At 69.8% G+C, this 21,733-nt stretch carries 25 protein-coding genes; 11 read left to right on the top strand and 14 right to left on the bottom strand.

Going from position 1 to position 21,733, the window contains the following annotated elements:
- Window positions 1-2: 2 nt before the first annotated feature.
- On the bottom strand, window positions 3-998 hold the full coding sequence (locus ABZU72_RS00500) for a hypothetical protein (RefSeq protein WP_355016949.1): 996 nt from the start codon (window positions 996-998) through the stop codon (window positions 3-5).
- Between the two features lie 112 nt (window positions 999-1,110).
- Between ABZU72_RS00500 and ABZU72_RS00495 the strand changes: the two genes are divergently transcribed.
- Window positions 1,111-1,725, top strand: a complete 615-nt coding sequence (locus tag ABZU72_RS00495) for a TetR/AcrR family transcriptional regulator (protein ID WP_355016948.1) — start codon at window positions 1,111-1,113, stop codon at window positions 1,723-1,725.
- Here the strand turns inward: ABZU72_RS00495 and ABZU72_RS00490 are convergent.
- The 6 genes from ABZU72_RS00490 to ABZU72_RS00465 all read right to left on the bottom strand — a co-directional run bounded on the left by ABZU72_RS00490 (window position 1,713) and on the right by ABZU72_RS00465 (window position 7,009).
- Window positions 1,713-2,216 carry a hypothetical protein gene (locus tag ABZU72_RS00490; protein WP_355016947.1) on the bottom strand — a complete coding sequence of 168 codons (504 nt, stop codon included), beginning with the start codon at window positions 2,214-2,216 and terminating at the stop codon, window positions 1,713-1,715. The genes ABZU72_RS00495 and ABZU72_RS00490 overlap by 13 nt on opposite strands.
- Window positions 2,213-3,073, bottom strand: coding sequence for a dihydropteroate synthase (folP, locus tag ABZU72_RS00485; protein WP_355016946.1), 861 nt, complete (start codon window positions 3,071-3,073; stop codon window positions 2,213-2,215). Before folP ends, ABZU72_RS00490 begins: the two co-directional genes overlap by 4 nt.
- Window positions 3,073-3,987 carry a glucosyl-3-phosphoglycerate synthase gene (locus ABZU72_RS00480; protein ID WP_355016945.1) on the bottom strand — a complete coding sequence of 305 codons (915 nt, stop codon included), beginning with the start codon at window positions 3,985-3,987 and terminating at the stop codon, window positions 3,073-3,075. Before ABZU72_RS00480 ends, folP begins: the two co-directional genes overlap by 1 nt.
- 69 nt (window positions 3,988-4,056) lie before the next feature.
- A complete protein-coding gene (locus ABZU72_RS00475) occupies window positions 4,057-4,569 on the bottom strand; it encodes a DUF3830 family protein (protein WP_355016944.1) in 513 nt (170 codons plus the stop codon).
- The gene (locus tag ABZU72_RS00470) at window positions 4,566-6,017 is read right to left on the bottom strand and encodes an amidase (RefSeq protein ID WP_355016943.1); all 1,452 of its coding nucleotides are present in this window, start codon (window positions 6,015-6,017) and stop codon (window positions 4,566-4,568) included. Before ABZU72_RS00470 ends, ABZU72_RS00475 begins: the two co-directional genes overlap by 4 nt.
- Window positions 6,014-7,009 carry a D-2-hydroxyacid dehydrogenase gene (locus ABZU72_RS00465; RefSeq protein WP_355016942.1) on the bottom strand — a complete coding sequence of 332 codons (996 nt, stop codon included), beginning with the start codon at window positions 7,007-7,009 and terminating at the stop codon, window positions 6,014-6,016. The genes ABZU72_RS00470 and ABZU72_RS00465 overlap by 4 nt, the downstream gene beginning before the upstream one ends.
- A gap of 95 nt (window positions 7,010-7,104) precedes the next feature.
- Here ABZU72_RS00465 and ABZU72_RS00460 point away from each other — a divergent pair, with 95 nt between their 5' ends.
- The 4 genes from ABZU72_RS00460 to ABZU72_RS00445 all read left to right on the top strand — a co-directional run bounded on the left by ABZU72_RS00460 (window position 7,105) and on the right by ABZU72_RS00445 (window position 10,886).
- Window positions 7,105-7,815 carry an Asp/Glu/hydantoin racemase gene (locus tag ABZU72_RS00460; protein ID WP_355016941.1) on the top strand — a complete coding sequence of 237 codons (711 nt, stop codon included), beginning with the start codon at window positions 7,105-7,107 and terminating at the stop codon, window positions 7,813-7,815.
- On the top strand, window positions 7,812-8,531 hold the full coding sequence (locus ABZU72_RS00455) for a maleate cis-trans isomerase (protein ID WP_355016940.1): 720 nt from the start codon (window positions 7,812-7,814) through the stop codon (window positions 8,529-8,531). Before ABZU72_RS00460 ends, ABZU72_RS00455 begins: the two co-directional genes overlap by 4 nt.
- A gap of 158 nt (window positions 8,532-8,689) precedes the next feature.
- The gene (locus ABZU72_RS00450) at window positions 8,690-10,066 is read left to right on the top strand and encodes an MFS transporter (protein WP_355016939.1); all 1,377 of its coding nucleotides are present in this window, start codon (window positions 8,690-8,692) and stop codon (window positions 10,064-10,066) included.
- Between the two features lie 163 nt (window positions 10,067-10,229).
- Window positions 10,230-10,886 (top strand): GntR family transcriptional regulator, encoded by a 657-nt coding sequence (locus ABZU72_RS00445; RefSeq protein WP_355016938.1) that lies wholly within the window; start codon window positions 10,230-10,232, stop codon window positions 10,884-10,886.
- On the opposite strand, the gene ABZU72_RS00440 is transcribed toward ABZU72_RS00445, so the two are convergent.
- On the bottom strand, window positions 10,883-11,698 hold the full coding sequence (locus ABZU72_RS00440; RefSeq protein ID WP_355016937.1) for a helix-turn-helix transcriptional regulator: 816 nt from the start codon (window positions 11,696-11,698) through the stop codon (window positions 10,883-10,885). The two genes, ABZU72_RS00445 and ABZU72_RS00440, sit on opposite strands and share 4 nt — an antisense overlap.
- A gap of 94 nt (window positions 11,699-11,792) precedes the next feature.
- Between ABZU72_RS00440 and ABZU72_RS00435 the strand changes: the two genes are divergently transcribed.
- On the top strand, window positions 11,793-13,220 hold the full coding sequence (locus tag ABZU72_RS00435) for an aldehyde dehydrogenase family protein (protein WP_355016936.1): 1,428 nt from the start codon (window positions 11,793-11,795) through the stop codon (window positions 13,218-13,220).
- Between the two features lie 55 nt (window positions 13,221-13,275).
- Here ABZU72_RS00435 and ABZU72_RS00430 read toward each other — a convergent pair whose 3' ends face one another.
- A complete protein-coding gene (locus ABZU72_RS00430; protein WP_355016935.1) occupies window positions 13,276-14,742 on the bottom strand; it encodes an NAD-dependent succinate-semialdehyde dehydrogenase in 1,467 nt (488 codons plus the stop codon).
- 107 nt (window positions 14,743-14,849) lie between these two features.
- On the opposite strand from ABZU72_RS00430, the gene ABZU72_RS00425 reads away from it, so the two are divergent.
- From ABZU72_RS00425 to ABZU72_RS00415, 3 genes are read left to right on the top strand one after another with little or no spacing between them, the layout of a single operon-like run.
- The gene (locus tag ABZU72_RS00425) at window positions 14,850-16,103 is read left to right on the top strand and encodes an aminotransferase class III-fold pyridoxal phosphate-dependent enzyme (RefSeq protein WP_355016934.1); all 1,254 of its coding nucleotides are present in this window, start codon (window positions 14,850-14,852) and stop codon (window positions 16,101-16,103) included.
- 16 nt (window positions 16,104-16,119) lie between these two features.
- Window positions 16,120-16,305, top strand: coding sequence for a hypothetical protein (locus tag ABZU72_RS00420; protein WP_091046932.1), 186 nt, complete (start codon window positions 16,120-16,122; stop codon window positions 16,303-16,305).
- A 43-nt stretch (window positions 16,306-16,348) separates the two neighbouring features.
- Window positions 16,349-16,996: a GNAT family N-acetyltransferase gene (locus ABZU72_RS00415; RefSeq protein ID WP_355016933.1), complete on the top strand. Its 648-nt coding sequence runs from the start codon at window positions 16,349-16,351 to the stop codon at window positions 16,994-16,996.
- Between the two features lie 6 nt (window positions 16,997-17,002).
- On the opposite strand, the gene ABZU72_RS00410 is transcribed toward ABZU72_RS00415, so the two are convergent.
- From ABZU72_RS00410 to ABZU72_RS00400, 3 genes are read right to left on the bottom strand one after another with little or no spacing between them, the layout of a single operon-like run.
- Window positions 17,003-17,749: a DoxX family protein gene (locus ABZU72_RS00410; protein ID WP_355016932.1), complete on the bottom strand. Its 747-nt coding sequence runs from the start codon at window positions 17,747-17,749 to the stop codon at window positions 17,003-17,005.
- Between the two features lie 41 nt (window positions 17,750-17,790).
- Window positions 17,791-18,912, bottom strand: coding sequence for an FAD-dependent oxidoreductase (locus tag ABZU72_RS00405; RefSeq protein ID WP_355016931.1), 1,122 nt, complete (start codon window positions 18,910-18,912; stop codon window positions 17,791-17,793).
- A gap of 54 nt (window positions 18,913-18,966) precedes the next feature.
- Window positions 18,967-19,668 (bottom strand): polysaccharide deacetylase family protein, encoded by a 702-nt coding sequence (locus ABZU72_RS00400; protein ID WP_355016930.1) that lies wholly within the window; start codon window positions 19,666-19,668, stop codon window positions 18,967-18,969.
- A gap of 133 nt (window positions 19,669-19,801) precedes the next feature.
- Between ABZU72_RS00400 and ABZU72_RS00395 the strand changes: the two genes are divergently transcribed.
- On the top strand, window positions 19,802-20,218 hold the full coding sequence (locus tag ABZU72_RS00395; RefSeq protein WP_355016929.1) for a hypothetical protein: 417 nt from the start codon (window positions 19,802-19,804) through the stop codon (window positions 20,216-20,218).
- 34 nt (window positions 20,219-20,252) lie between these two features.
- Window positions 20,253-20,639: a nuclear transport factor 2 family protein gene (locus ABZU72_RS00390; protein WP_355016928.1), complete on the top strand. Its 387-nt coding sequence runs from the start codon at window positions 20,253-20,255 to the stop codon at window positions 20,637-20,639.
- Between the two features lie 5 nt (window positions 20,640-20,644).
- Here ABZU72_RS00390 and ABZU72_RS00385 read toward each other — a convergent pair whose 3' ends face one another.
- Together ABZU72_RS00385 and ABZU72_RS00380 are read right to left on the bottom strand one after the other, a co-directional pair.
- Window positions 20,645-20,956: a hypothetical protein gene (locus ABZU72_RS00385; RefSeq protein ID WP_355016927.1), complete on the bottom strand. Its 312-nt coding sequence runs from the start codon at window positions 20,954-20,956 to the stop codon at window positions 20,645-20,647.
- 82 nt (window positions 20,957-21,038) lie between these two features.
- Entirely contained in the window at window positions 21,039-21,656 is a 618-nt protein-coding gene (locus tag ABZU72_RS00380) for a TetR/AcrR family transcriptional regulator (RefSeq protein ID WP_355016926.1), read from the bottom strand.
- Between the last annotated feature and the right edge of the window lie 77 nt (window positions 21,657-21,733).

Genomic DNA, 21,733 nt, shown 5'->3' with positions numbered 1-21,733 from the left:
TTCTACCGTGCCGCGGCGTCCAGGTCACGCTCGATTCGTCCGGCTTCGGCGTCCTCGGCGCTGTCCTTCTCGCGGTGCGGGAGCACGGTCAGCAGCAGGCCGAACCCGGCCCAGCAGGCGAGGACGATCAGCGGCACCGTGGTCCCAGCGCCGTCGAAGAAGGAGAAGCCGCGAAGCGCTGACCCTGCCGCGCCCGGGGGCATCAGCTGGCCGAGCCAGCCGAACGGCACCATCTCCGGCGCGGACGTGATCCCGGAGAGCGGGTTGCCGACGAGCAGGATCAGCAGCGCGACGATGCCGACGCCTGCGGGGCCGATGAGGTGGCGCAGGCCGATGATCGGGAGCGCGACGGCGAGGATGCCGAGGGCGACGACTCCGGCGTTGGCCAGGTAGCTGCCCTCGAGGGCTCCGAGCCAGCCCTGGACCACGCCGGTCATCGCGAGACCGCCGCCGATCGCGATCAGGAAGGCGGCCGCGACCCGGTCACGGGTGCGGGTCAGCACCAGCGAGGTGATCGCGCCGGCCATGATGCCGCCGATCACCAACGGCAGCGCGGACGCACCGAAGACGATGCCGCGCGGGTCGTCCTCCGCACTCGCCACGACGTCGGTCACCTGGGGCTGCGTGCCGGTCTCGGCGCCCATCGCGGTGGCCATCTGGGTGAGCTGCTGAGCGACGTTGGCACTGGCGGCGGAGGCGACCAGGAACTCCGGGCCTTGCGGGCCGACGACGATCGCGCCGTACGCCTCCCGGTCCTCGATCGCCTCGACCGCCTCGTCGCGGTCCTCGACCGCGGTGATCTCGAAGGCGTCCTCCCCCGCGTTGGCGGCGAGCTGGGTCTCGATCTGGGTGACCGCGGCCTCGGGGCCGGCGACGACCAGCGGTAGCGACCTGGGCTCCAGCTCGCTGGTGGGCCAAGCGAACGCGGAGATGAGCAACGTGAGCAAGGTGACCAGACCGAGGCTGACCCCGATCACGGCTTTGGCTGACTGGGACATGGCAGGTTCCCTTCAAAAAAACGAATGTTCATTCTCTTTGAAGGAACTCTCCTCCACATCGCCGGATTTATCAAGAATGAATATTCGTTTTCTTTTGAGGTATGCTTCCGGTATGCCGAAGATCAGTGAGGAGCATCGCGCCGAGAAGCGCCAGCAGATCATCGCGGCGACGCTGCGCTGCGTGGAGCGTGATGGCTTCCACAAGACGACGATGGCCGCCGTGGTCAAGGAGTCCGGGCTCTCCGCCGGCTCGGTCTACACCTACTTCCGCGGCAAGAACGACATCATCCGCGCGATCGCCGAGTCGGGCCTGACGACCATCGTGGAGGCGATCACTCGTTTCACCCCGGACCCGAGTTCCGATGAGGACGCTCTCCCGCCTTCACGGGCGATCGAGGCCGCGACCCAGCACTTTCTCGACGTCTCCGAAGAGCTCGGTGTCGACCTCCCCCGGATCGCCCTGCAGACCTGGGCCGAGGCCGCCCGCGACCCGGAGATCCGAGAGGTGATGGCCCCCGAGGCGCGCCGCATCCGGGCCGCCTGGCGCAGCTACGCCGAAGGCGCCATCGCGGCCGGCCGGTTCCGCAAGGACGCTGATCCCGAACGGATCGCGATGGTCCTCACCGGCCTGCTGCCCGGCTTCATCCTGCAGCGGCTCATGCTGGGCGACGTCACCCCGAAGATCTACGCCGCTGGGCTCACCGACCTGCTCGACTACGCCGACTGAGCCCAGCGGGCGACCCAATAGCGCACCCCATAGGGGTCGTCGTCGTAGTCGACCGCCACCGTCTCGACGCTGCGCAGCAGGTCGGCCGCCTCCCTGATCGGGCCGACGTCGGCCCAGAGCTCATCGGCGAACCCGAGATCGAGCGCACTGAGCGCCTCGGGGTCGGGCGTGACCAGAGCCTTGCTGAGCGCCTCGTCGAACCCGGCGGCCCGCGGGTCGAGGTGTCCCGGCGCCTTCTCGCTGCGGCAGGCCGAGCCGTTGCCGACGATGAGGTACGCCGCTTCGCCGCTGGCCACCGGAGCCGTGCCGACCTCGGCCAGCAGCGAGGAGGCGACCCGGGCACCCTGCGCACCGGCGATCACGCGTACGTCCTCGCCCAGCCAGGCCACCGCGGCCAGGCAGGCAGCACGGAGCTCGTCGACCGGGTCGTCGAGCGAGGCGTACTCCGGCAGCAGGGCCAGGCATCCCGGAACCAGCGCCACTCGAGTCACTGCAGTCCCCTGATCGCTCGCTTCGGACGTCGCCGGCCGGCGATCGTCCAGACCATGTCGACGGTCTGCCGGGTCTCCGGGACCTGGTGGACGCGGTAGATGCGGGCACCGGCCAGCGCGCAGACCGAGGTAGCGGCCAGGGTGCCGAGGAGGCGCTCTCCGACCGGCTGGTCGAGCGTCTCCCCCACGAAGTCCTTGTTGGAGAGCGAGACCAGCACCGGCCAGCCGGTCGCGACCATCTCGCCGAGCCGGCGGGTGATCTCGAGCGAGTGGAAGGTGTTCTTCCCGAAGTCGTGGGCCGGGTCGATGACGATCGAGTCCTTCGCGACACCGGCGTCCAGGGCGCGCTGGGCGTAGCCGAGGGTGGAGTCGATCGCGTCGCGGACCACGTCGTCGTACTCGATCCGGTAGGGCCGTGTCCGCGGAGTCACGCCTCCGGTGTGGGTGCACACGATCGCGGCGCCGTGGGCGGCGGCGACGTCGACGAGCTCCGGATCGGCCCCGCCCCAGGCGTCGTTGATGACGTCGGCACCGGCCGCGCACACCGCGTCACCGACCTCGGCGCGCCAGGTGTCCACCGAGATCACCAGCGCCGGGAACTCCTCGCGTGCCCGAGCGACGAAGTCGACCACGCGGGCCTTCTCCTCCGCCGCGCCGATCTCGGCCCCAGGCGCCGCCTTGATCCCGCCGATGTCGACGATCTCCGCACCCTGGGAGGCCACCAGACGTACGCGCTCGAAGGCCGCGTCCTCGGCCCAGGTCGCTCCCTTGTCGAAGAACGAGTCCGGGGTGCGGTTGACGATCGCCATCATCAGCGCGTCGTCGTCGCCGAAGGAATGTCGTCCGAGGCGCAGCATCAGGCGACCATACCGCCCGCGCCGTCGCGCACCGGCGGCCGCTCCAGAAGGCTCACGGAGCGGTCGACGACCTTGGTCGAGCCGTCGATCGGGATGTACTGCCGCAGCTCGACGTCGTCGCCTGCCGGACCGGTGCCTAGGCGGCGCGACATCATGCCGACGATCTGGGTGGCCATCAGGCCGAGATCGAAGAGATCCTGGTGGCTGTGGTCGCGCTGGCCCAGGTCGACCTGGGCGATCGCCTCCATCCCTCGCGTGTCCAGGGTGTCGACGAGGGCGGCGAGCTCCACGCCGTAGCCGATCGGGACCCGCAGCCGCTCGAACAGCGAGCGCCGGATCGACCATTCCCCCGCCAGCGGCTGGATCAGGTCGCGCAGCGGCCTGCGATGGAGGGCCAGCAGCGGGCGAGCGACGAGCTCGGTGACCCGACCGCCGTCGAGACCGTGCTCCCCCGGGCGCCGGTAGAAGCCCTTGACCAGCTCGATCGTCGGATTGTTGACAAGGGGCCCGATCAGGCCGCGTACGAAATGGGTGTCCCAGTCGGTCAGGTCGGCGTCCATGAAGACGATCAGCTCACCGGTGGTCACGAACTGCGACTTCCACATCGCCTCACCCTTGCCAGGGTAGGAGCCGAGCTCGGGCCGGATCGCGGCCGAGGCGTAGACGTCGGCCCCGGCGTCGGCCGCGATCCTTGCGGTGTCGTCGGACGAGTCGGAGTCGATGACGACGAGCTCGTCGACCAGATCGGAGGTCTCCATCAGGCTCGTGCGCAGCTTGTCGACCAGGCCGCCGACGGTCGCGGCCTCGTTGCGCGCCGGCACCACGAGGCTCACCCGCTGCCCCTGCTTGGCCGCGACGAGGTCGGCCAGCGACCAGTCGTCCCAATGATGGGTGTTGCTCTCCGACCACGACATGCCCAAACCCTATCGACGGTGTCCTCGAACACCGGACCGATACCCGATCCGTCCGGTTCCCAGCCGTCGCTACTGTGCGTCGTCGTGCGAGCGCGCGAAGGTGAGGATCTCGTCGGTGGCGCCGTTCATCCAGACGTCCTGGCAGGCCTGCGCCATCTCCTCGAGACCGTCGACGATCGTGCCGAAGACGTTGCCCGGCACCCATCCCTGGTCGCCGTTGATCAGCAGGTTGTTGCGGCCGTAGAAGAGGGCGAGGTCGACGATCTCGGTCATCGCTCCCGGTCCGCGGTCCTCCGGGTAACCGTAGGACGGATTGCCGAGGTCGTCGGAGGAGAAGGCGAAGTAGCACAGGTCGCCAGGGATCGGGGTGACCGTCGTGTTCTCCTTGCCCGGATCCTTCGCGGCGAAGGCAGGCACGAGGTTGTAGATCTCGTTGCGGGCGTACTTGCCGTGGAAGACCTGGCCGCCGAGCGGCAGTGCGTCCCACACGGCGCCGGCCGTGCGTGGCGCCTCCTCGTCGAGCAGGCGGGCTAGACAGGAGACACCGCGGCGCTCCAGGGTGACGGTGATGTAGCGGCTCATCGCGCTCCTCGAGGATTGTCGACAGGTCGGACGAACAGCTCACCGCTGGCCCGCTCATAGGCCCGCGCCGCGCGCAGCACCCGGGCGTCGTCGTGGCGGGCACCGACGATCTGGAGGCCGACGGGCAGCCCCGCCTCGGTGGTGCCGCAGGGCACGCTCGCCGCCGGCTGCTGGGTCATGTTGAAGGGGTAGGTGTAGGGCGTCCAGCTCGGCCACCACTGCGAGGGCCAGCCCTTGGGCGCCTGCAGCCCCCGCTCGAAGGCGGTGATCGGCATGGTCGGGGTGACCAGCAGGTCGTACGTCTCGTGGAACCGCCCCATCAACCGGCCGAGGTCCATCCGGACCGCGGTGGCGTCCAGGTAGTCGGCCGCGGAGCCTCGGCCCTTGGTCTCGATGCCTTCGCGCAGCAGCGGATCGATCTTGTCGATCGAACCAGGAGGATAGGCGTCGATCACCTTCGCCGCACCGCAGAACCAGAGCACCTCGAACGCCTCGACCGGGTCGGAGAAACCGGGGTCGACCTCCTCGACCCGGGCACCCTCGGCCTCGAGCACGGCGACCGCCTCGCGGACCAGCCGCTCGACCTCCGGGTCGTTCTCGACGTACCCGAGCGTGGGTGAGAACCCGATCCTCAACCCTTCGACGCCGTCGTCCAGGCCGGCCAGGAACGAGGCTCCCGGTGTGGGCATCGCCGACCAGTCGCGAGAGTCGAAGCCGGCAATCACGTCGAGCAGCGCCGCCGCGTCGGTGACGGTCCTGGTCATCGGGCCGGCATGGGAGAGGGTGCCGAAGGGGCTGGCGGGATGGAGCGGGATCAATCCGTAGGTTGGCTTGATCGTCACCGTGCCGGTGAAGGAGGCCGGGATCCGGACCGAGCCGCCGCCGTCGGTGCCGAGCGCCCACGGGCCCATACCGAGACCGACCGCCGCCGCGGCACCGCCGCTGGAGCCGCCCGAGGTCAGGCCCGGATTCCAGGGATTGCCGGTGGAGCCGTGGCGGAGCGAGTCGGTGACGCCCTTCCAGGCGAACTCGGGAGTCGTCGTCTTCCCGGTGATCACCGCACCGGCCTCGCGCAGCCGCGCGACCGTGGGTGCGTCCTCCGGCCATGGCCCGGCCTCGTCGATGAGCCAGGTGCCGCGGATTGTCGGCAATCCTGCGGTCCACAAGATGTCCTTGACCGAGGTCGGTACCCCGTCGGCGCTGCCGAGCGGATGCCCTGCCCGCCATCTCTCGGTGGACGCGGTCGCCTGCGCCAGCGCGCCATCGGCGTCGACCCGGACGAACGCGTTCACAGCGGGGTCGCGCTCCTCGATCGTGTCGAGGACCGATCGCGTCGCGTCGAGCGGGGAGAAGGCGCCCGAGCGATAGCCGGCCACCAGCTCGACGGCGGTCAAGGCGCTGAGCTCGGACCCGGACGCGGTCTTCGGGTCGGTCATCGGGTCGGTCACGACCTCTCCCCCTGCTCCGCGACGACGAAGCCGCGCTGCTTGTCGACGACGTTCATCAGCGGCTCGCCGCTCAACCAGCGCCGGGCGTTGTCGACGAACTGGTCCGCCAGCGCCTCCCGCCAGCCCTCGTAGTCGCCGGACATGTGTGCCGAGACCGCCACCTCTGGCATGGTCCACAACGGACTCTCGGCCGGTAGCGGCTCGACCTCGAAGACGTCCAGGGACGCCGCACCGACCGGGCCGTCTCGGAGCGCGGAGACGAGCGCGGCCTCGTCGACGATCTGCCCGCGCCCGACATTGACCAGGTGGCTGCCCGGCTTCATCGCCGCGAGCACGTCCTCGCTGATCAGGCCACGGGTCTCGTCGGTCAGCGGCGCCGTGACGACGACGTGGTCGGCCCAGCCGACGTGTGCGGCCAGGTCGGCGCTGGCGAGGACCTCGCCGAAGTCGGGATCACCGCTGCGGGCAGTGCGGCCGGCACCGCGTACGTCCATCCCGGCCGCGCGCAGCAGCCGGGCCGTCTCGCGACCGATCGCGCCGGTGCCGACCACGAGCGCGGTCTCGGCGCTGATCAGCCGAGTCTCGCGGCGCAGCCACTTCCGGGCCGACTGCAGGTCGTGGCTGAGGTGGATGTCCTTGGCCACGGCCAGGATCGAACCGAGCACGAACTCCGCCATCGCTCGGTCGAAGATCCCGCGGGCGTTGGTGACGACCACGTCGGAGGCGACCAGCTCCGGAAACAGCAGCTTGTCGACCCCTGCGGCGGCGACATGAAGCCAGCGCAGCGAGCCGGCGCTCGGCCAGGCGTCACGGACGGCCTCGGAGAAGTAGTCCCACAGCAGTAGCGCCTCGGCTCCGCGAAGTGCTTCGGCCAGGCCGGCGGCATCGGTGTAGGTGAGCTCGGCATCCGCCTCGAGGCGCTCCACCCCAGCGGGTCTGCCGCCGCCAGGCGGACAGAGGATCGTGATCGCGGGGCGCCGGGACGTCTCCAAGAAAAATCCTCCGTCGCATCGACACACCTCCGCAATAATCCGAGACTACGCTAGGAGAGCCGATTGCAGATTGTCAACAATCTTAGCGAGGTGCGATGTCCCCGACGGTACGCATCGCCGTGGTCGTTCCACATGACATGGTGCTCGACCACGAGCTGTGGCGGTGGGCCCCGGCCGACACCTGCCTGCTCTTCAACCGGACGCCCTTCACCGACCGTGCGGTCACCCTCGAGATGGCCGAGGAGATCAGCGAGACCGCGGCCGTCGAGCAGGCCGTACGCGACCTCGCGGCCGCCGATCCCCACCTCTACGTCTACGCCTGCACCTCCGGCAGCTTCGTCCACGGCCGGCACGGCGAGCGGAGGCTGGCCGCGGCGATGAGCCGCGCCGGCGGCGCACCCGCGATCACCACCTCCGGCGCGGTGCTGGAGTCGCTCTCCGCTCTCGGCGTCTCCCGGGTCGCGGTCGCGACCCCCTACGACGTCGCGCTCGCCGCCAGGTTCGGCAGCTTCCTGGCCGAGGCCGGGGTCACCGTGGTGAGCACCGGCGACCTCGGGCTGGGCCACCACATCTGGGAGGTTCCCTACGAGACCACGCTCGCCCTGGTGCGGGCCGCCGACACCGACGCCGCCGATGCGGTCGTCGTCTCGTGCACGAACCTGGCGACGTACGACATCATCGGCCGGCTCGAGGCCGAGCTCGGAAAGCCGGTGATCTCCGCGAACCGGGCGACCATGGAGGCCGCGCTCCGGATGGTCGGACGCACCCCGCCGACCGCCGAGGATCTGTTGGGGCATGCCTCATGACCCGACCGCCGGTCGTTGGGCTGCTCTATCCCGGCTACGCGGCCGAGGACGACTTCCCGGCGCTCGAGAACGCGCTCGGCGGTGCGATCTGGCTGCCGCTGGTCCACACCTCCATGGGTCGCGACGAGCACACCGTCGAGGCCCTCCTCGACACCGGCTCCGAGGACCGGCTCGCCGCCGGCGCCGATGCGGTCGCGGTCCACTCCCCCGACGCAGTGATCTGGGCGTGCACCTCGGGCAGCTTCGTCTACGGCCCGGACGGCGCCGCAGCCCAGGCCGCCGCGATCAGCAAGCGTCTCGGCGTCCCCGCCTCGTCGACCTCGATCGCGTTCGTCGAGGCAGCCAGGGCCCTCGGGCTCGGTGAGGTCGCCGTCGCCGCCTCCTACCCCGAGGATCTGGCCGGACACTTCACCTCCTTCCTGGCAGCAGGCGGGATCGACGTGGTCTCCTTCGGTGCCAGCGGGATCTTCACCGCCGTCGACGCCGGCCGTCTGGGCCCGGACGCGGTCCTGGAGATGACCCTGGCCGTCGACGTTCCCGAGGCCGAGGCCGTCCTCGTCCCCGACACCGCGCTGCACACGCTGACCTGCATCGATACGTTGGAGAAAGCCCTCGGGAAACCCGTGCTGACGGCCAACCAGGTGACCGTCTGGGAGGGCCTGCGCCTCGCCGGGTCGCCCCGCCCCCTGCCCGGGCTCGGGGCGCTCTTCAGGTAAAGTCGCGGCTTTACATAAACCTCCCGTCGCACCCCGCGCCACCTAGCCATGTCGCACAGACAGCGCTAACGTGGCGCGAATTGTTGACAAACCTACAGTCGACACTGCGGGTCAAACGCGGTCCCCAGCCATCAATCACACCGAATAGGTGAGAAGAAATGTCAGGAACCCCAACCATCCCCTCCGACGAGGCACAGCCCGACAAATCGAAGCTCCGAAGAGCGATCACCGGCTCAGCGGTCGGCAATGCGACAGAGTGGTTCGACTACGGCGCCTTCGCCTACGTCGCGACCGAGATCACCGCGAACTTCTTTCCCGAGCAGGGCTTCACAGGCACCGCTCTGACCTTCGCGATCTCCTTCATCCTCCGCCCGCTCGGCGGCATCTTCTGGGGCCCGCTCGGCGACCGCATCGGGCGACAGCGTGTCCTCGCGATGACGATCATCCTGATGGCGGCTGCCACATTCTGTGTCGGCTTGCTCCCGACGTACGACTCGATCGGCATCTGGGCCGTGGTCCTGCTCGTACTGCTCCGGGTGATCCAAGGCTTCTCGACCGGTGGCGAGTACGGCGGCGCGGCGACGTACATGGCCGAGGTCGCCCCCGACAAGAAGCGTGGGTTCTACGGCAGCTTCCTGGAGTTCGGCACCATCGTCGGCTTCACCGCCGCCATCGCCGTCGTCTTCACCACCGAGTCGATCATCGGTGACGCGGCGATGACCGAGTGGGGTTGGCGCATCCCGTTCCTGATCGGTGGTCCGATCGGCCTCATCGGCCTCTACATCCGGACCAAGCTCGAGGAGACACCTGTCTTCCAGGAGCTCGAGTCGCAGGACGCCATCGAGGGTGGCGCCGGCGCCGCCCTGAAGGACCTCTTCGCGCTGTTCTACAAGCCGATCCTCACGCTGATCGGCCTGGTCGCCGCGCTCAACATCGCCAACTACACGCTGCTCGCCTACATGGCGACCTACCTGCAGGAGGAAGCCGGCTTCAGCAGCACCGACGCCGACCTGCTGGTCATCTTCGGACAGGTCGCGATGCTGGTCTTCCTGCCGATCGCCGGAGCGCTCTCGGACAAGGTCGGCCGCAAGCCGATGTGGGGCGGCTCCTTCATCGGGCTGATCATCCTGTCGGTCCCGATGTTCCTCCTGATCGGTCAGGGCTTCTGGCCGGCGGTGCTCGGGTTCACCGTGCTGGGCATCGTCTACGTCGCCCAGCTCGCGACGATCTCGGCGACCTTCCCGGCGATGTTCCCCTCGCAGGTGCGCTACGGCGGCATGGCGATCGGCTACAACATCTCCACCGCCGCCTTCGGTGGCACGGCGCTGTACGTCAACAACGCGCTGATCGGCGCCACCGGCGACGTGCTGATGCCGGCCTATTACATGATCGCCGGATCCGTGGTCGGTCTGATCGCGCTGTTCTTCGTCGTCGAGACGGCGGGCAAGTCGATCCGGGGCACGGAGATCCCGGGTACGCCGGAGTCCGAGGCGGAGCTCGCCGAGCTCGACAGTCTCGACAACAAGACCGTCTGACCGGCGTCTGCGAACGAGCGTGCCGGGTCCGTCCCGCGTACCCGGCACGCTCGGTCGATCCGCTCACTGCCAGACCGACCACATGCAATGATTGTCAACAATCAAACTCTTTCTCGGTGACCCATCGGAGACCACGTTGACAGTGACATCGAGCTTCGAACCCGTGCACAGGGAGTCGACGGCCTCGGTCATCGCTCGCCAGCTGCGCACGGCGATCATGGAGCGCACCCTGCAGCCCGGTGCACAGCTGAGCGAGACCGCGCTCTCGGCCCAGTTCGGCGTCAGCCGCGGCCCGCTGCGCGAGGCGATGCAGCGTCTGGTCCAGGAGGGCCTGCTCCGCAGCGAGCCCAACCGCGGGCTCTTCGTGATCGAGCTCGACGAGGCCGACATCCGAGACATCTACCTGGCCCGGGCAGCCGTCGAAGGTGCCGCCGCCACGATGATCGCCAGGGCGCGGGTGCCTGCGGCACTGCGCGAGCTCCGCGCCGCCTGCGACGCGATGACCAAATCCCTCGAGCTGGGCGACCCGGCGGCGCTCAGCGACGCCGACTTCCACTTCCACGACGTGCTCGTGCAGTGCTCCGGGAGCCGGCGCCTGGCCCGGATGCACCAGACCCTGATCGTCGAGACGCGGATGTGCCTGACCGCGCTGGAGGGCACCTACCAGCAGCCTCTCGAGCTGGTCGAGGAGCACAACCAGATCGTCGACGCCATCGAGGCGGGCGACGTGAAGCTGACCCTCAAGCGCGTCGAGCTGCACATGGACGAGGCGCTGCGGCGCCTGATCCACGCCGAGGACAATGACGAGGGCTACGTCTAGACCCGTGACAACATCCTGAGTCGACGCTCGCTCTCACTCCCGGGCTCGGCCGTGAACACTGTCAGAGCCTGGGGTCGCTCGGGGTCGTGCAGAGTCTGGCCGTGCAGCTCGAGCTCGCCGACCTCGTCGTGGATCAGGCGTTTCGCATCGCAGTAGGGCCCGACCACCGGGTGTTGGCTCCACAGCTCCTCGAACTCGGGGCTCGAGCGCCGCAGCTCGGGGATCATCGCGTCGGCGCGGGGACACCTGTTGGACGCGGCGGTGTGCGCGAGCTGGGCAACCAGCGCGCGGCTGTGAGCGGGATGATCCTCGGTGGGCGTGCGCCGGCGCGTCGCAGGGTCGGTGAACCATCGATAGATGCGGCTCCGCATCATCCCGGAGTAGCGGGTCTCGTCCCCGAGCAGGGCGACCGCCGCGGGAGTCTGCAAGAGGGTCTCGCCGACCTCGTCGACGATGAGAGCCGTCTCGTCCTGGAGCCGGTCGAAGATCCGCCGCAGGCCCGGGCTGATCCCGTGCGGCGGGTCCGCCGGACGTACGGGTGGATGGCCGGCCAGGCGCTGAAGATGATCGAGCTCGTCGGAGTTGAGCTGCAACCCCCGGCCGATGGCCGCGAGCACCTGTGCTGACGGCACCGGGCCACGCGGTTGCTCGATGCGGGTGTAGTAGTGCGTCGAGATCCCACTGAGCTCTGCGACCTCGTCGCGCCGGAGTCCTGGCGTACGGCGGTGACCTCCCCTGGGAACTCCGACGTCCTCTGGTTGAAGCGCCTCGCGGCGCGTGCGCAGAAACTCTGCGAGTCGTACGCGATTCACGTCGTCCCAACAACGGCAGGCGATCTCTTACTCCCCGCCAGCCTTGTCATGACCGGGCATGGATGGGGTCCGTCGGGCGAAGCACCGTAGTGGCATGACAAGCATCGACCTGACCTATGACGTTCCCGGCCACTGGGTGGCCGGCACCGTCGTCCCCGCGACCACCACGATGGAGATCGTCAGCCCCGTAGACGGGCGAGTGGTCGCCATCGCTCCGCTCGGCACCGCCGCCGACGTCGACCGGGCGGTCGAGGCCGCTCGTACGGCACTTCCGGGTTGGGCCGGCCTCGGCCCCGCCGCCCGAGCCGATGTGTTGGGAGTCCTCGCGGACGAGCTGACCGCTCGCAGCGAGCGAATCGCTCACGCCATCTCGACCGAGATCGGCGTTCCGATCGGGTTCTCCCGGCTCGCGCAGGCGGCTTTCCCACCGTTGGTGACCAAGGCAGTCGCCGCCCTGGCCGCCGAGGTCTCGTGGGAGGAGCGGGCCGGCAACGCATTGCTCGTCCGTGAGCCCGTTGGTGTCGTCGGCGCCATCACCCCGTGGAACTTCCCGCTCCAGCAGGTCGTGACGAAGGTCGTCCCGGCGCTGCTGGCCGGCAACACGGTGGTCCTCAAGCCGGCCGAGACCGCTCCGCTGACCGGACCGATCCTGGCCGAGGCAGCAGTGGCCGCCGGGATCCCGGCTGGCGTGTTGAACATCGTCTACGGCACCGGAAGCGTCGTCGGCGAGGCCATCGCGGCGCACCCGGGCATCGACATGGTGTCGTTCACGGGCTCGACGGCCGCGGGCAGGCGTGTCGCAGCGGTCGCGGCCGACACGGTCAAACGAGCGGGGCTCGAGCTCGGCGGCAAGACCGCCAGCATCGCGCTCGACGACGCCGACTTCGACGAGGTGGTCGCGGAGACCCTGCAGTACGCCTGGAGCAACAGTGGTCAGGCCTGCGGCGCCTGGACGCGGCTGCTCGTCCCCGCCGCACGACGCGATGAGATCGTGGCGAAGCTGCGCGAGGCCGCCGCCGAGTACACGGTAGGCGACCCTGCCGATGAGACGACCAGACTGGGACCGGTGGCGTCCGAGGCCCAGTGGCAACGGGTGAACGGCTACATCGAGAAGGGAATCGCGGAGGGAGCCGAGCTCGTCGTCGGCGGGCCTGGACGGGTTCCCGGCCTCGAAGGCGGTGCGTTCATCCGCCCGACGATCTTCGCGAACGTCGACCCGGACTCGACGATCGCCCAGGAGGAGATCTTCGGACCGGTGCTCGTCGTCATCGACTACACCGACGAGGACGATGCGGTGCGCATCGCCAACGGCACGCCGTACGGCCTCACGGCGGCGGTGTTCGGGAGTCCCAGCCGAGCTCTCTCGATCGCACGGCGGCTCGAGGTCGGCCAGGTCCATGTCAACGGCGGGGCGTTCACGCCGCTGGCGCCTTTCGGTGGACGCAAGCAGTCCGGGACCGGCCGAGAGATGGGCAAGGCCGGGATCGAGGAGTTCACCGAGCTGAAGGCGATCCTGCTCTGAGGTGGCCATGCCAGCGCCTCGGTTCCGGGGCGCAGGCATGGGCCAGGTCTTCGGCTCACATCGCGATCCCGACGTACTTGGTCTCGAGGAACTCCTCGATCCCGGTACGCCCGCCCTCCCGCCCCAGTCCCGAGGCCTTGACGCCACCGAAGGGCGCGGCGGGGTTGGAGACCACGCCTTGGTTGAGCCCGACCATGCCGGACTCGAGCGCCTCGGCGACCCGCAGGCCGCGGCGCAGGTCGTTGGTGAAGAGGTAGTTGACCAGGCCGTACTCGGTGTCGTTGACCGCCTCGACCACCTCGTCCTCGGTGTCGAACGGCGTCAGCGGCGCGACCGGCCCGAAGATCTCCTCGCTGCCCATCTTCGCGGAGGCGGGGACGCCGGTGAGCACGGTCGGCGGGTAGAAGTAGCCGGGCCCGTCAGGAGCGGTGCCGCCGGTCAGCACCCGGGCGCCGCCGGCCACCGCGTCGTCGACGAGGGTCTGCACCTTCTCCCTGGCCGCCTCGTCGATGAGCGGCCCGACGCGTACGCCTTCCTCGACGCCACGGCCGACGGGCAGCTCGGACATCGCCTTGGCGAGCCGGTCGCCGAACTCCTCGAGGACCGAGCGCTGTACGAAGATCCGGTTGGCGGCCGTGCAAGCCTCCCCCGTGTTGCGCATCTTCGCGGCCATCGCGCCGGCGACCGCCTCGTCGATGTCGGCGTCCTCGAAGACGACGAAGCCGGCGTTGCCGCCGAGCTCCATGGACGTACGCAGCACCTGCTCCGCGCTCTGGGCGAGCAGCACCCGCCCGACCTCCGTGGAGCCGGTGAAGGAGAGCTTGCGGATCACGCCGGAGCGCAGCAGCGGCTCGGTCAGCTCACCTGGCCGGGTCGTCGGCAGAATGTTGACAACGCCGTCGGGCACGCCGGCCTCACGCAGGATCTCCCCCAGCGCCAGCATCGAGAGCGGCGTCTGCTGGGCCGGCTTGATGATGCTGGTGCAGCCGGCCGCGATCGCCGGCCCGATCTTGCGGGTCCCCATCGCCATCGGGAAGTTCCACGGCGTGATCAGCAGCGCCGGCCCGACCGGCTGCTTCGTGATCAGGAACCGGGAGCCGCCGGCGGGCGCGGTCTGGTAGCCGCCCTCGATCCGCACGGCCTCCTCGGCGAAGTGACGGAAGAACTCCGCTGCGTACGCGATCTCGCCCCGCGCCTCGGCCAGCGGCTTGCCCATCTCGAGCGTCATCAGCAGCGCGAGGTCGTCGATCCGCTCGTGCAGGAGGTCGAACGCGGCCATGAGCATGTCCGCCCGGGCCCGCGGCGCGGTCGCGGCGAACGCCTTCTGCGCGCCCGCCGCGGCGTCGAGCGCACGGCGGCCGTCCTCGGGGGTCGCGTCGGCGACGGCACAGAGCACTTCTGCCGTCGACGGGTCGAGCACGTCGAAGGTCGCTCCGTCGCCGGCATCCACCCACTGACCTGCGACAAGAAGCCCCTTCGGCACCTCTGCCACGACCCGTGCCTCGTTCGGTTCTCCGCCCATCCCGCATCAGCCTCCAAGGTCAGCGTCCGACTGTCCTACTGACAGCCGCCGGACGCTCGCCTACTGTAGTAGCCAGTCGGATTGTCGACAATCAACAGGAGGTCACGGTGGCCAAGCTCTCCCCCATCCTCAAGCAGGCAACTCCGGTCGTGGCGGCTCGCGGCGAAGGCGTCCAGCTCTTCGACGAGGACGACCGCCGCTATCTCGACTTCACCGCCGGCATCGGCGTGACCAGCACCGGCCACAGCCACCCGAAGGTCGTCGAGGCCACCCAGCGCCAGATCGCCAACCTGGTCCACGGGCAGTACACGACGGTCAGGCACCGCCCGCTCCTCGACCTGGTCGACCGCCTCGGCCCCGTCCTCCCCGAAGGACTCGACAGTCTCTTCTTCGCCAACTCCGGCTCGGAGGCCGCCGAGGCCGCGATCCGGCTGGCCCGCCAGGCCACCGGCCGCCCCAACATCGTCGTCTTCCACGGCGGCTTCCACGGCCGGACCGTCGCGGCCGCCTCGATGACCACCTCGGGCACCAAGTTCCGTGCCGGCTTCAGTCCGCTGATGGCCGGCGTCGTGGTCTCTCCCTTCCCCGACGCACCCCACTTCGGCTGGCCGCAGGAGCAGGCGACCGAGTTCGCGCTGCGCCAGCTCGACTACACGCTGCAGACCCAGAGCGCCCCGGCCGACACGGCTGCGTTCCTCGTCGAGCCGGTCCTCGGCGAGGGCGGCTACGTGCCCGCCGACGAGACCTTCCTCAACGGCCTGCGGGAGCGCGCCGACCGACACGGCATCGTGCTCATCATCGACGAGGTGCAGACCGGCTTCGGCCGCACCGGCGAGTTCTGGGGACACGACCACTTCGGCGTACGTCCCGACATCATCATGACTGCCAAGGGCCTCGCCTCCGGGTTCCCGCTGTCCGCGATCGCGGCGAGCGAGGCGCTGATGTCGAAGGCCTGGCCCGGCTCGCAGGGCGGCACCTACGGCGCCAACGCCGTCGCCTGCGCCGCGGCCCTGGCGACCCTCGACGTCATCGAGGAGGAGGGCCTGGTGAAGAACGCCGCCGAGCGCGGCGCCGAGCTCCGCTCCGTGCTGGAGCAGGTCGCGAGCAGGCACGAGGCGATCACCGACGTACGCGGCCTGGGGCTCATGCTCGGCAACGAGTTCCGCACCCCCGACGGCGAGCCCGACGGCGCCACCGCCGCCGCGGCCCAGCAGGAGGCTGCCCGACGTGGCCTGCTGCTGCTCACCTGTGGCGCCTGGGGCCAGGTCGTGCGGTTCATCCCCGCCCTCGTGGTCGACTCCGCGGCCATCGACGAGGCCGCCGGCCTCTGGGCCCAGTCCGTTGACGCCGTCCTCGGCTGACCGCACGGACCACGAGATGACGTACGACCTCGAGCGACTGCTCCGCTGGGAGCAGGCCGGCGCGACCTGGGAGGCGATCTGGCCGCGCGCCGGCGAGGTGACCATCGTGCTGTGCACCTGCGACAGCGGCGAGGAGGTCGACCGCTACACCTCGGCGGCAGCCGACCTGCTCGACCACGTGAGGAGTCACTCCGAGGAGTGATATCCGGTTGCCCGCGGCGTACGCGCTCTCGAATGATGGCCGGATGACTCCGACCGAGGTGTGGCCGCTGTTCGGCCTGGTGATCCGGACCCCGCGCCTGGAGCTGCGGCTCCCGACCGACGTCGAGCTCGCGCGCTTGGCGCAGGTCGCGGCCGACGGCGTGCACGAGCCGACCCAGCGGCCGTTCCTGACTCCGTGGGCAGAGCGGCCACCGCTGGAGCGGGCCCGCCACGTGATGCGCGGCGCCTGGTCCAGCCGAGGCGACTGGAAGCCCGACGACTGGAGCCTGGGGCTGGCCGCCTTCCTCGACGGCGACCCGATCGGGGTCGTGTGGGTCTCGGCGAGCGAGTTCGCCACTCGGCGCGAGGTCAGCACCGCGTCCTGGCTCGGCCTGCGACACCACCGCCGCGGCTTCGGCACCGAGGCCCGCCTCGGTGCCCTCACCCTGGTCTTCGACCACCTCGGCGGCGCCTACGCCACCTCCGAAGCCTTCCCCGACAACGCCGCCTCGGTCGGGGTGTCGACCAACCTCGGCTACCAGCCCGACGGCATCTCCCGCGACGTACGCGACGGCGAGGTGCTCGTCTCCCACCGCCTCCGGCTCGGCCGGGAACGGTGGGAGCTGAACGACCGCAGCGAGATCGAGGTCAGCGGCCTGGAACCGTGCCTGCCCCTGTTCGTCGCCGCGTAGACCGGCTCAGCCGAGGAAGCAGAAGACGAAGACGGCCACGCACAGGACCAGTGACCCCGTTGCGTTGAGGACGAAGTTGCGGCCGAAGTCGCGGGCCCGGATGTGGGCCGAGACGGCGAGCACGAAGTAGACCACCAGTGCCGCGCTGGTCAGCGCCCCGACGTACGGTACCCACAGCCCGGCGACCAGGCCGGCGGTGGCGGCGACCTTGACCCACGGCATCACCGGCCACAGCGCCCGCGGCAGCCCGACATCGGTGAAGCACTGGGCGATGAAGCTGGCCGGCCTGAAGCACATCGCCGCGTCGCCGATCTGGATCACCGCGAGCAGCACGACCGGCCACCACGGGTCCGGAAGGTCGTTGACGTACGCCGCGACGACCCCGCCGAGATCGTCCTGCCCCGCCGCGTACACCCCGGTGACGACGAGCGTGGCCAGCGAGAGCGCAAGACCACCGGCCGCGCGGCCCAGGCTCCGGTCCCCCACCCGCAGGTGCGCCCCGATCGCGAGCACGAAGAAGACCACGAACCCGGCGGCCGCGACGATCCCGACGGCCGGGACCGCGAGTCCGACCAGCAGGCCCAGGAAGCCCAGCGCGTACGACGCCCCGATCGGGAACCGCAGCCATTCCAGCGGCACCGAGAGCCGTTGGGCCTCGGTCACCGGTATCCGGTGACCGGTCAGGTTGAGCACCGCCCCGCCGAGCGCGGCGATCGAGGCGACGAGGGTCAGAGTGAGAAAGGTAGCCGTCATGGCCATCCAGACACCGGCGGCGCCGCGGCTGTGACGCTGACCTACCTGCTCAGCAGCCCCGCGATCGCGCCGAGCCCCGCGAGGCCGGCGTCACGGACGGCCACCACCGGGCCGTTGTCGACCTGGCCGAGCACCCCGACCAGCCGGGACGCCCGCACCAGCCGCTGGGTCGCGGGCCGCCGGGTGCGGTCGTAGGCCACCAGCGCACTCTCGATGCGGGCGTGGCCGGCGAGCTGCGCGGCCAGGACGGCGGCGTCCTCGATGGCGGCGCAGGCGCCCTGGCCGAGGTTGGGGGTGGTCGCGTGCGCGGCGTCACCGAGGAGCACGACTCGCCCGTGGTCGAACCGCTTCAGCGGCAGCCGCAGATCACAGATGTCGCCGCGGAGCACGGCGCTCGGCGGCGTCGCCGCCAGCAGCTGCGGGATCGGCTCGTGCCAGTCGCCGACGAGCGCGGTGACGTCGGCGTGGTGGTCCCCGCCGGTCTCCCCCGCGGGCCGGTTGGCGGTCACGAACCAGTACGTCCGGCCATCCACCAGCGGGACATAGCCGACGCGCACCCCGGTCCCCCAGGTCTCGCCTCCCGTGGTCGACGCCTCACCCGGCACCGGCTCCGCGGTGACGCCGCGGTAGGCGGTATAGCCGGCATAACGTACGTCCTCGCGCTGGTGCAGCTCGTTCCTGATCGTGCTGCGGATCCCGTCGGCGGCGACCACCACGTCGGCCGGGCCGCGGCCGCCAATGTCTTCGATGTCGTCGAGGTCAGCCAAACAGGTGACGGTCACCCCGGTGCGTACCTCGATCCCCTCGCGCGTCTCCAGCTCGCCCACCAGAGCCTCGTGCAGCCGCGCCCGATGCACCATCACCGGTGTCCGCTCCGCAGCGTCGGCACCCACCTTCGCCAGCCAGCGCCCGTCTGGCCGCCGCAACCCCGCCTGGATCGCCGGCCTGGTCCCGTCCACGAGCCGATCCGCGACCCCGAGATCGGCGAGGATCTTCCACGCCCGCGGCCAGATCGAGAGGCCGGCGCCGACCTCGCCCAGCTCCGGCGCGCGCTCCAGCACGGTCACCTGCCACCCCACCCGGGACAGCGCGAGCGCCGTCGTGAGCCCGCCGATCCCCGCACCGACCACCAGGGCACTCCGGCTGCTCGTCGATCCATTCACGACGCGAATCTAGCCGACGTCGCCGACCTCGGCCCGGGCCGACGAGCTCGTACGTCACAACCGCACCCTGGGCGTCCAGTCTGCGCCCAAGATGCCGCCCTGCGGCAGGGTGAAGACGTATCCCTCGGCAAGCTTCTCCGGGAGCACTGTCTCGACCGCGTCGACGGTGTTCTCGCGGTTGCCACCACCGTCGTGGGCCAGGGCCACCGCGCCGGGCTGGATCGCCGCGCGGAGGTTGCTCGCCAGCGTCTCCTCGGACAGGTCGTTGCCGTCCCAGTCGAAGATCACGTTGCCCAGCCCGAGCGGCTGCATGCCGAGGGATGCGGCGACCTCTCCGGTGTTGCCCCAGCTGCCGTTGGGAGCCCGGAAGTAGGGCACCTTCTGAGCCGGGTTCCCCAGCACCTCTCGGATCGTCGCGAGGTTGGCCTTGAGATCCCGCTCGACCTGGGCGTGCGACCAGCTGCCCATGTCGGCGTAGGACGTGGAGTGATTGCACAACGTGTGGCCTGCGGCGACGATGCGTCTCAGGATCTCGGCGCCGCCGGGGGCGGCGATGTTCTGGCCGATGACACAGAACACCGCGGTGACCTGGTGAACCGCCAGGATCTCCAGCAAGCGATCCGTTTCGCCGGGGTTCGGGCCGTCGTCGAAGGTGAGGGCGGCGACGTTGCCCGTGCCCCTGGCGGCGGCGAGCGGCGTCGACGTCGGACGGACCGCGCCTCCCGGCACGAACCCGGGGTCCTGGCTGGCAGTCATGGCACGGACTCCTTCGAAATCGTTGTCGAACACGATCGAGGCGTAGCTGATTCGTGTCAAGGGTCGAGTCGTTCCCGCAAGTCTGAGTATTCGCACTCATGCGCCCCGCAGCCCGATCAGCGAGGCTGGAGACATGAAGCTCCTCGTACGCCTCGCCGTGATCCTCGGCGGCAGCCTCCTGTTCTCGATCGTGATGACCAACCTCTTCCCCACGGAGGACGCGAACATCGGCGCCGGCCTGATCTACTTCGCGCTGCTGCTCACCGTCTCGGGAATCTGGGGGCTGTGGGACGGCCACCACGCGAAGGCCCTCCCGCCCGTCTTCGTACGCTGGGCGCTGATCGCCGGCGTGGTCGGCCTCAGCGGCCCGTTTCGGATCTGGTTCGAGGAGGGTCGCGACTTCGGCGTGCTGTGGAGCGACCTGTGGAACCTGACCCCGTTCCTCGCCGGGCTCGTCCTCGCTCCCGCGGCGGTCGGGATCGGTATCGGCTACGCCCTCAACAGCGGTCGGAGGCTCGCGCGGAGCACGCCGCACCACCCGTCCCTCTAGGCTCTCCCCAGCAACCGACCCAGGAGGAGCCCAGATGACCACCTTCCGTGAGGCGATCGAGGCCAAGGACATGGACGCCGTGGAGGCGATGCTCGCCGACGACGTCGTGTTCACCAGCCCGGTCGCGTTCAAGCCCTACCCCGGCCGGGCGATCACCGCCGCGATCCTGCGCGCCGTGGTGAAGGTGTTCGAGGACTTCACCTACGTCCGCGAGATCCACGACGGCGTCCACCACGCCTACGAGTTCACCGCCAAGGTCGACGGCCTCGAGCTCAACGGCTGCGACTTCCTCACCTACGACGACGAAGGCCGGATCGTCGACTTCAAGGTGATGGTCCGCCCGCTGCGTGCCGCCGAGGCCCTCGCCACCCGGATGGGCGAGCAGTTCGAGGAGATCAAGGCCGCCGCCATGCGAGGCTGACGCTGTCAGTCGACGGGTCGCCCCTGCCGGCGCTCCTCGAGCCGCTGCTGTGCCTCAGGCAGGAACTTCAGGCACGGCGCGTCCGCCTCGGGATGCTTCTGCGTCAGATGGAAGATCCATCGGTCCATCGCCGCCATGAAGCCGTTGTCCTCACCGGCACGGTAGGTCGCCCACTTGATCCTGTCCCTGACGACGCACTCCGTGCAGGTGATCTTGTAGGCGAACTGCTCCTGCGCGTCGAGGTCGATCCTCACCGTGGCCAGGGGCCCGGCCTGCGAGGCTGCCTTCCGCTCACGAGCGGACCTGCTCGCTGTCATGCTGCACCTCGTTCTGATCGGGAGACGAAGCCTACGTCAGCCACGCCGGACAGTTCGCCTCGGAGTCAGCATGACGCGGGGTTCAAGCGCGAGTGAGATAGCCGGCCAACGCAGTGCGGAGCTCGGCCGTGAGCGCATCCCGGGTTGCCGGATCGGGAGCCTCGATGATCAGCGGCATCATGCCGCGAACGATCTGGATCGCGACGGTGGCGATGCGATCGACGTCTGCCGGGTCGCGCTCGGTCATGAACCGTGCGATCAACGTCGCGACCGTCTGGTGCATGGCCTGCTGAACCGGGGCGACGGCATCGCGCATGTCGGCCGGAAGGTCAGATCGCGCGAAGAGGGCCTTGAACCCGGGGTGAGCGAGGCTGAACGCAACCAGCGGACCGACCACGGCGTCGATCGACGCCTCGATCGACGTCCCCTGGCCGACGTCCATGATCGTCTGGCGCACACCGGAGAGCTCGGCGGCGTAGTGCTCGCTGAGCGCGCGGGCGATGTCGGCCTTGCTGCTGAAGAACTGATAGAGCGAGCCCGGCGAGATCCCGGCCTCGGCCGCGATCGCGTTGGTCGTCGCCGCTTCCGGTCCGCGTTCGGCGAAGACCACCGCGGCGGCACGCACGATCTCGCGGATTCGCTCTTCCCCACGCGCCTGCCGCTTGCGGCGTGTCCGGATCGGAACCGCAGGATCGGTCATCGTCGCCCTTCCTTGAAATATACGAGTAGATACTCGTATATTTATCGCGAGCATCTACTCGTAAAACTAGCAGGGAG

Source organism: Nocardioides sp. NPDC004968 (genome assembly GCF_040608935.1).
Taxonomy (GTDB): Bacteria; Actinomycetota; Actinomycetes; order Propionibacteriales; family Nocardioidaceae; genus Nocardioides.
Note: the sequence above shows the minus strand (reverse complement) of the source record. Positions and strands in the feature narration are given on the sequence as shown.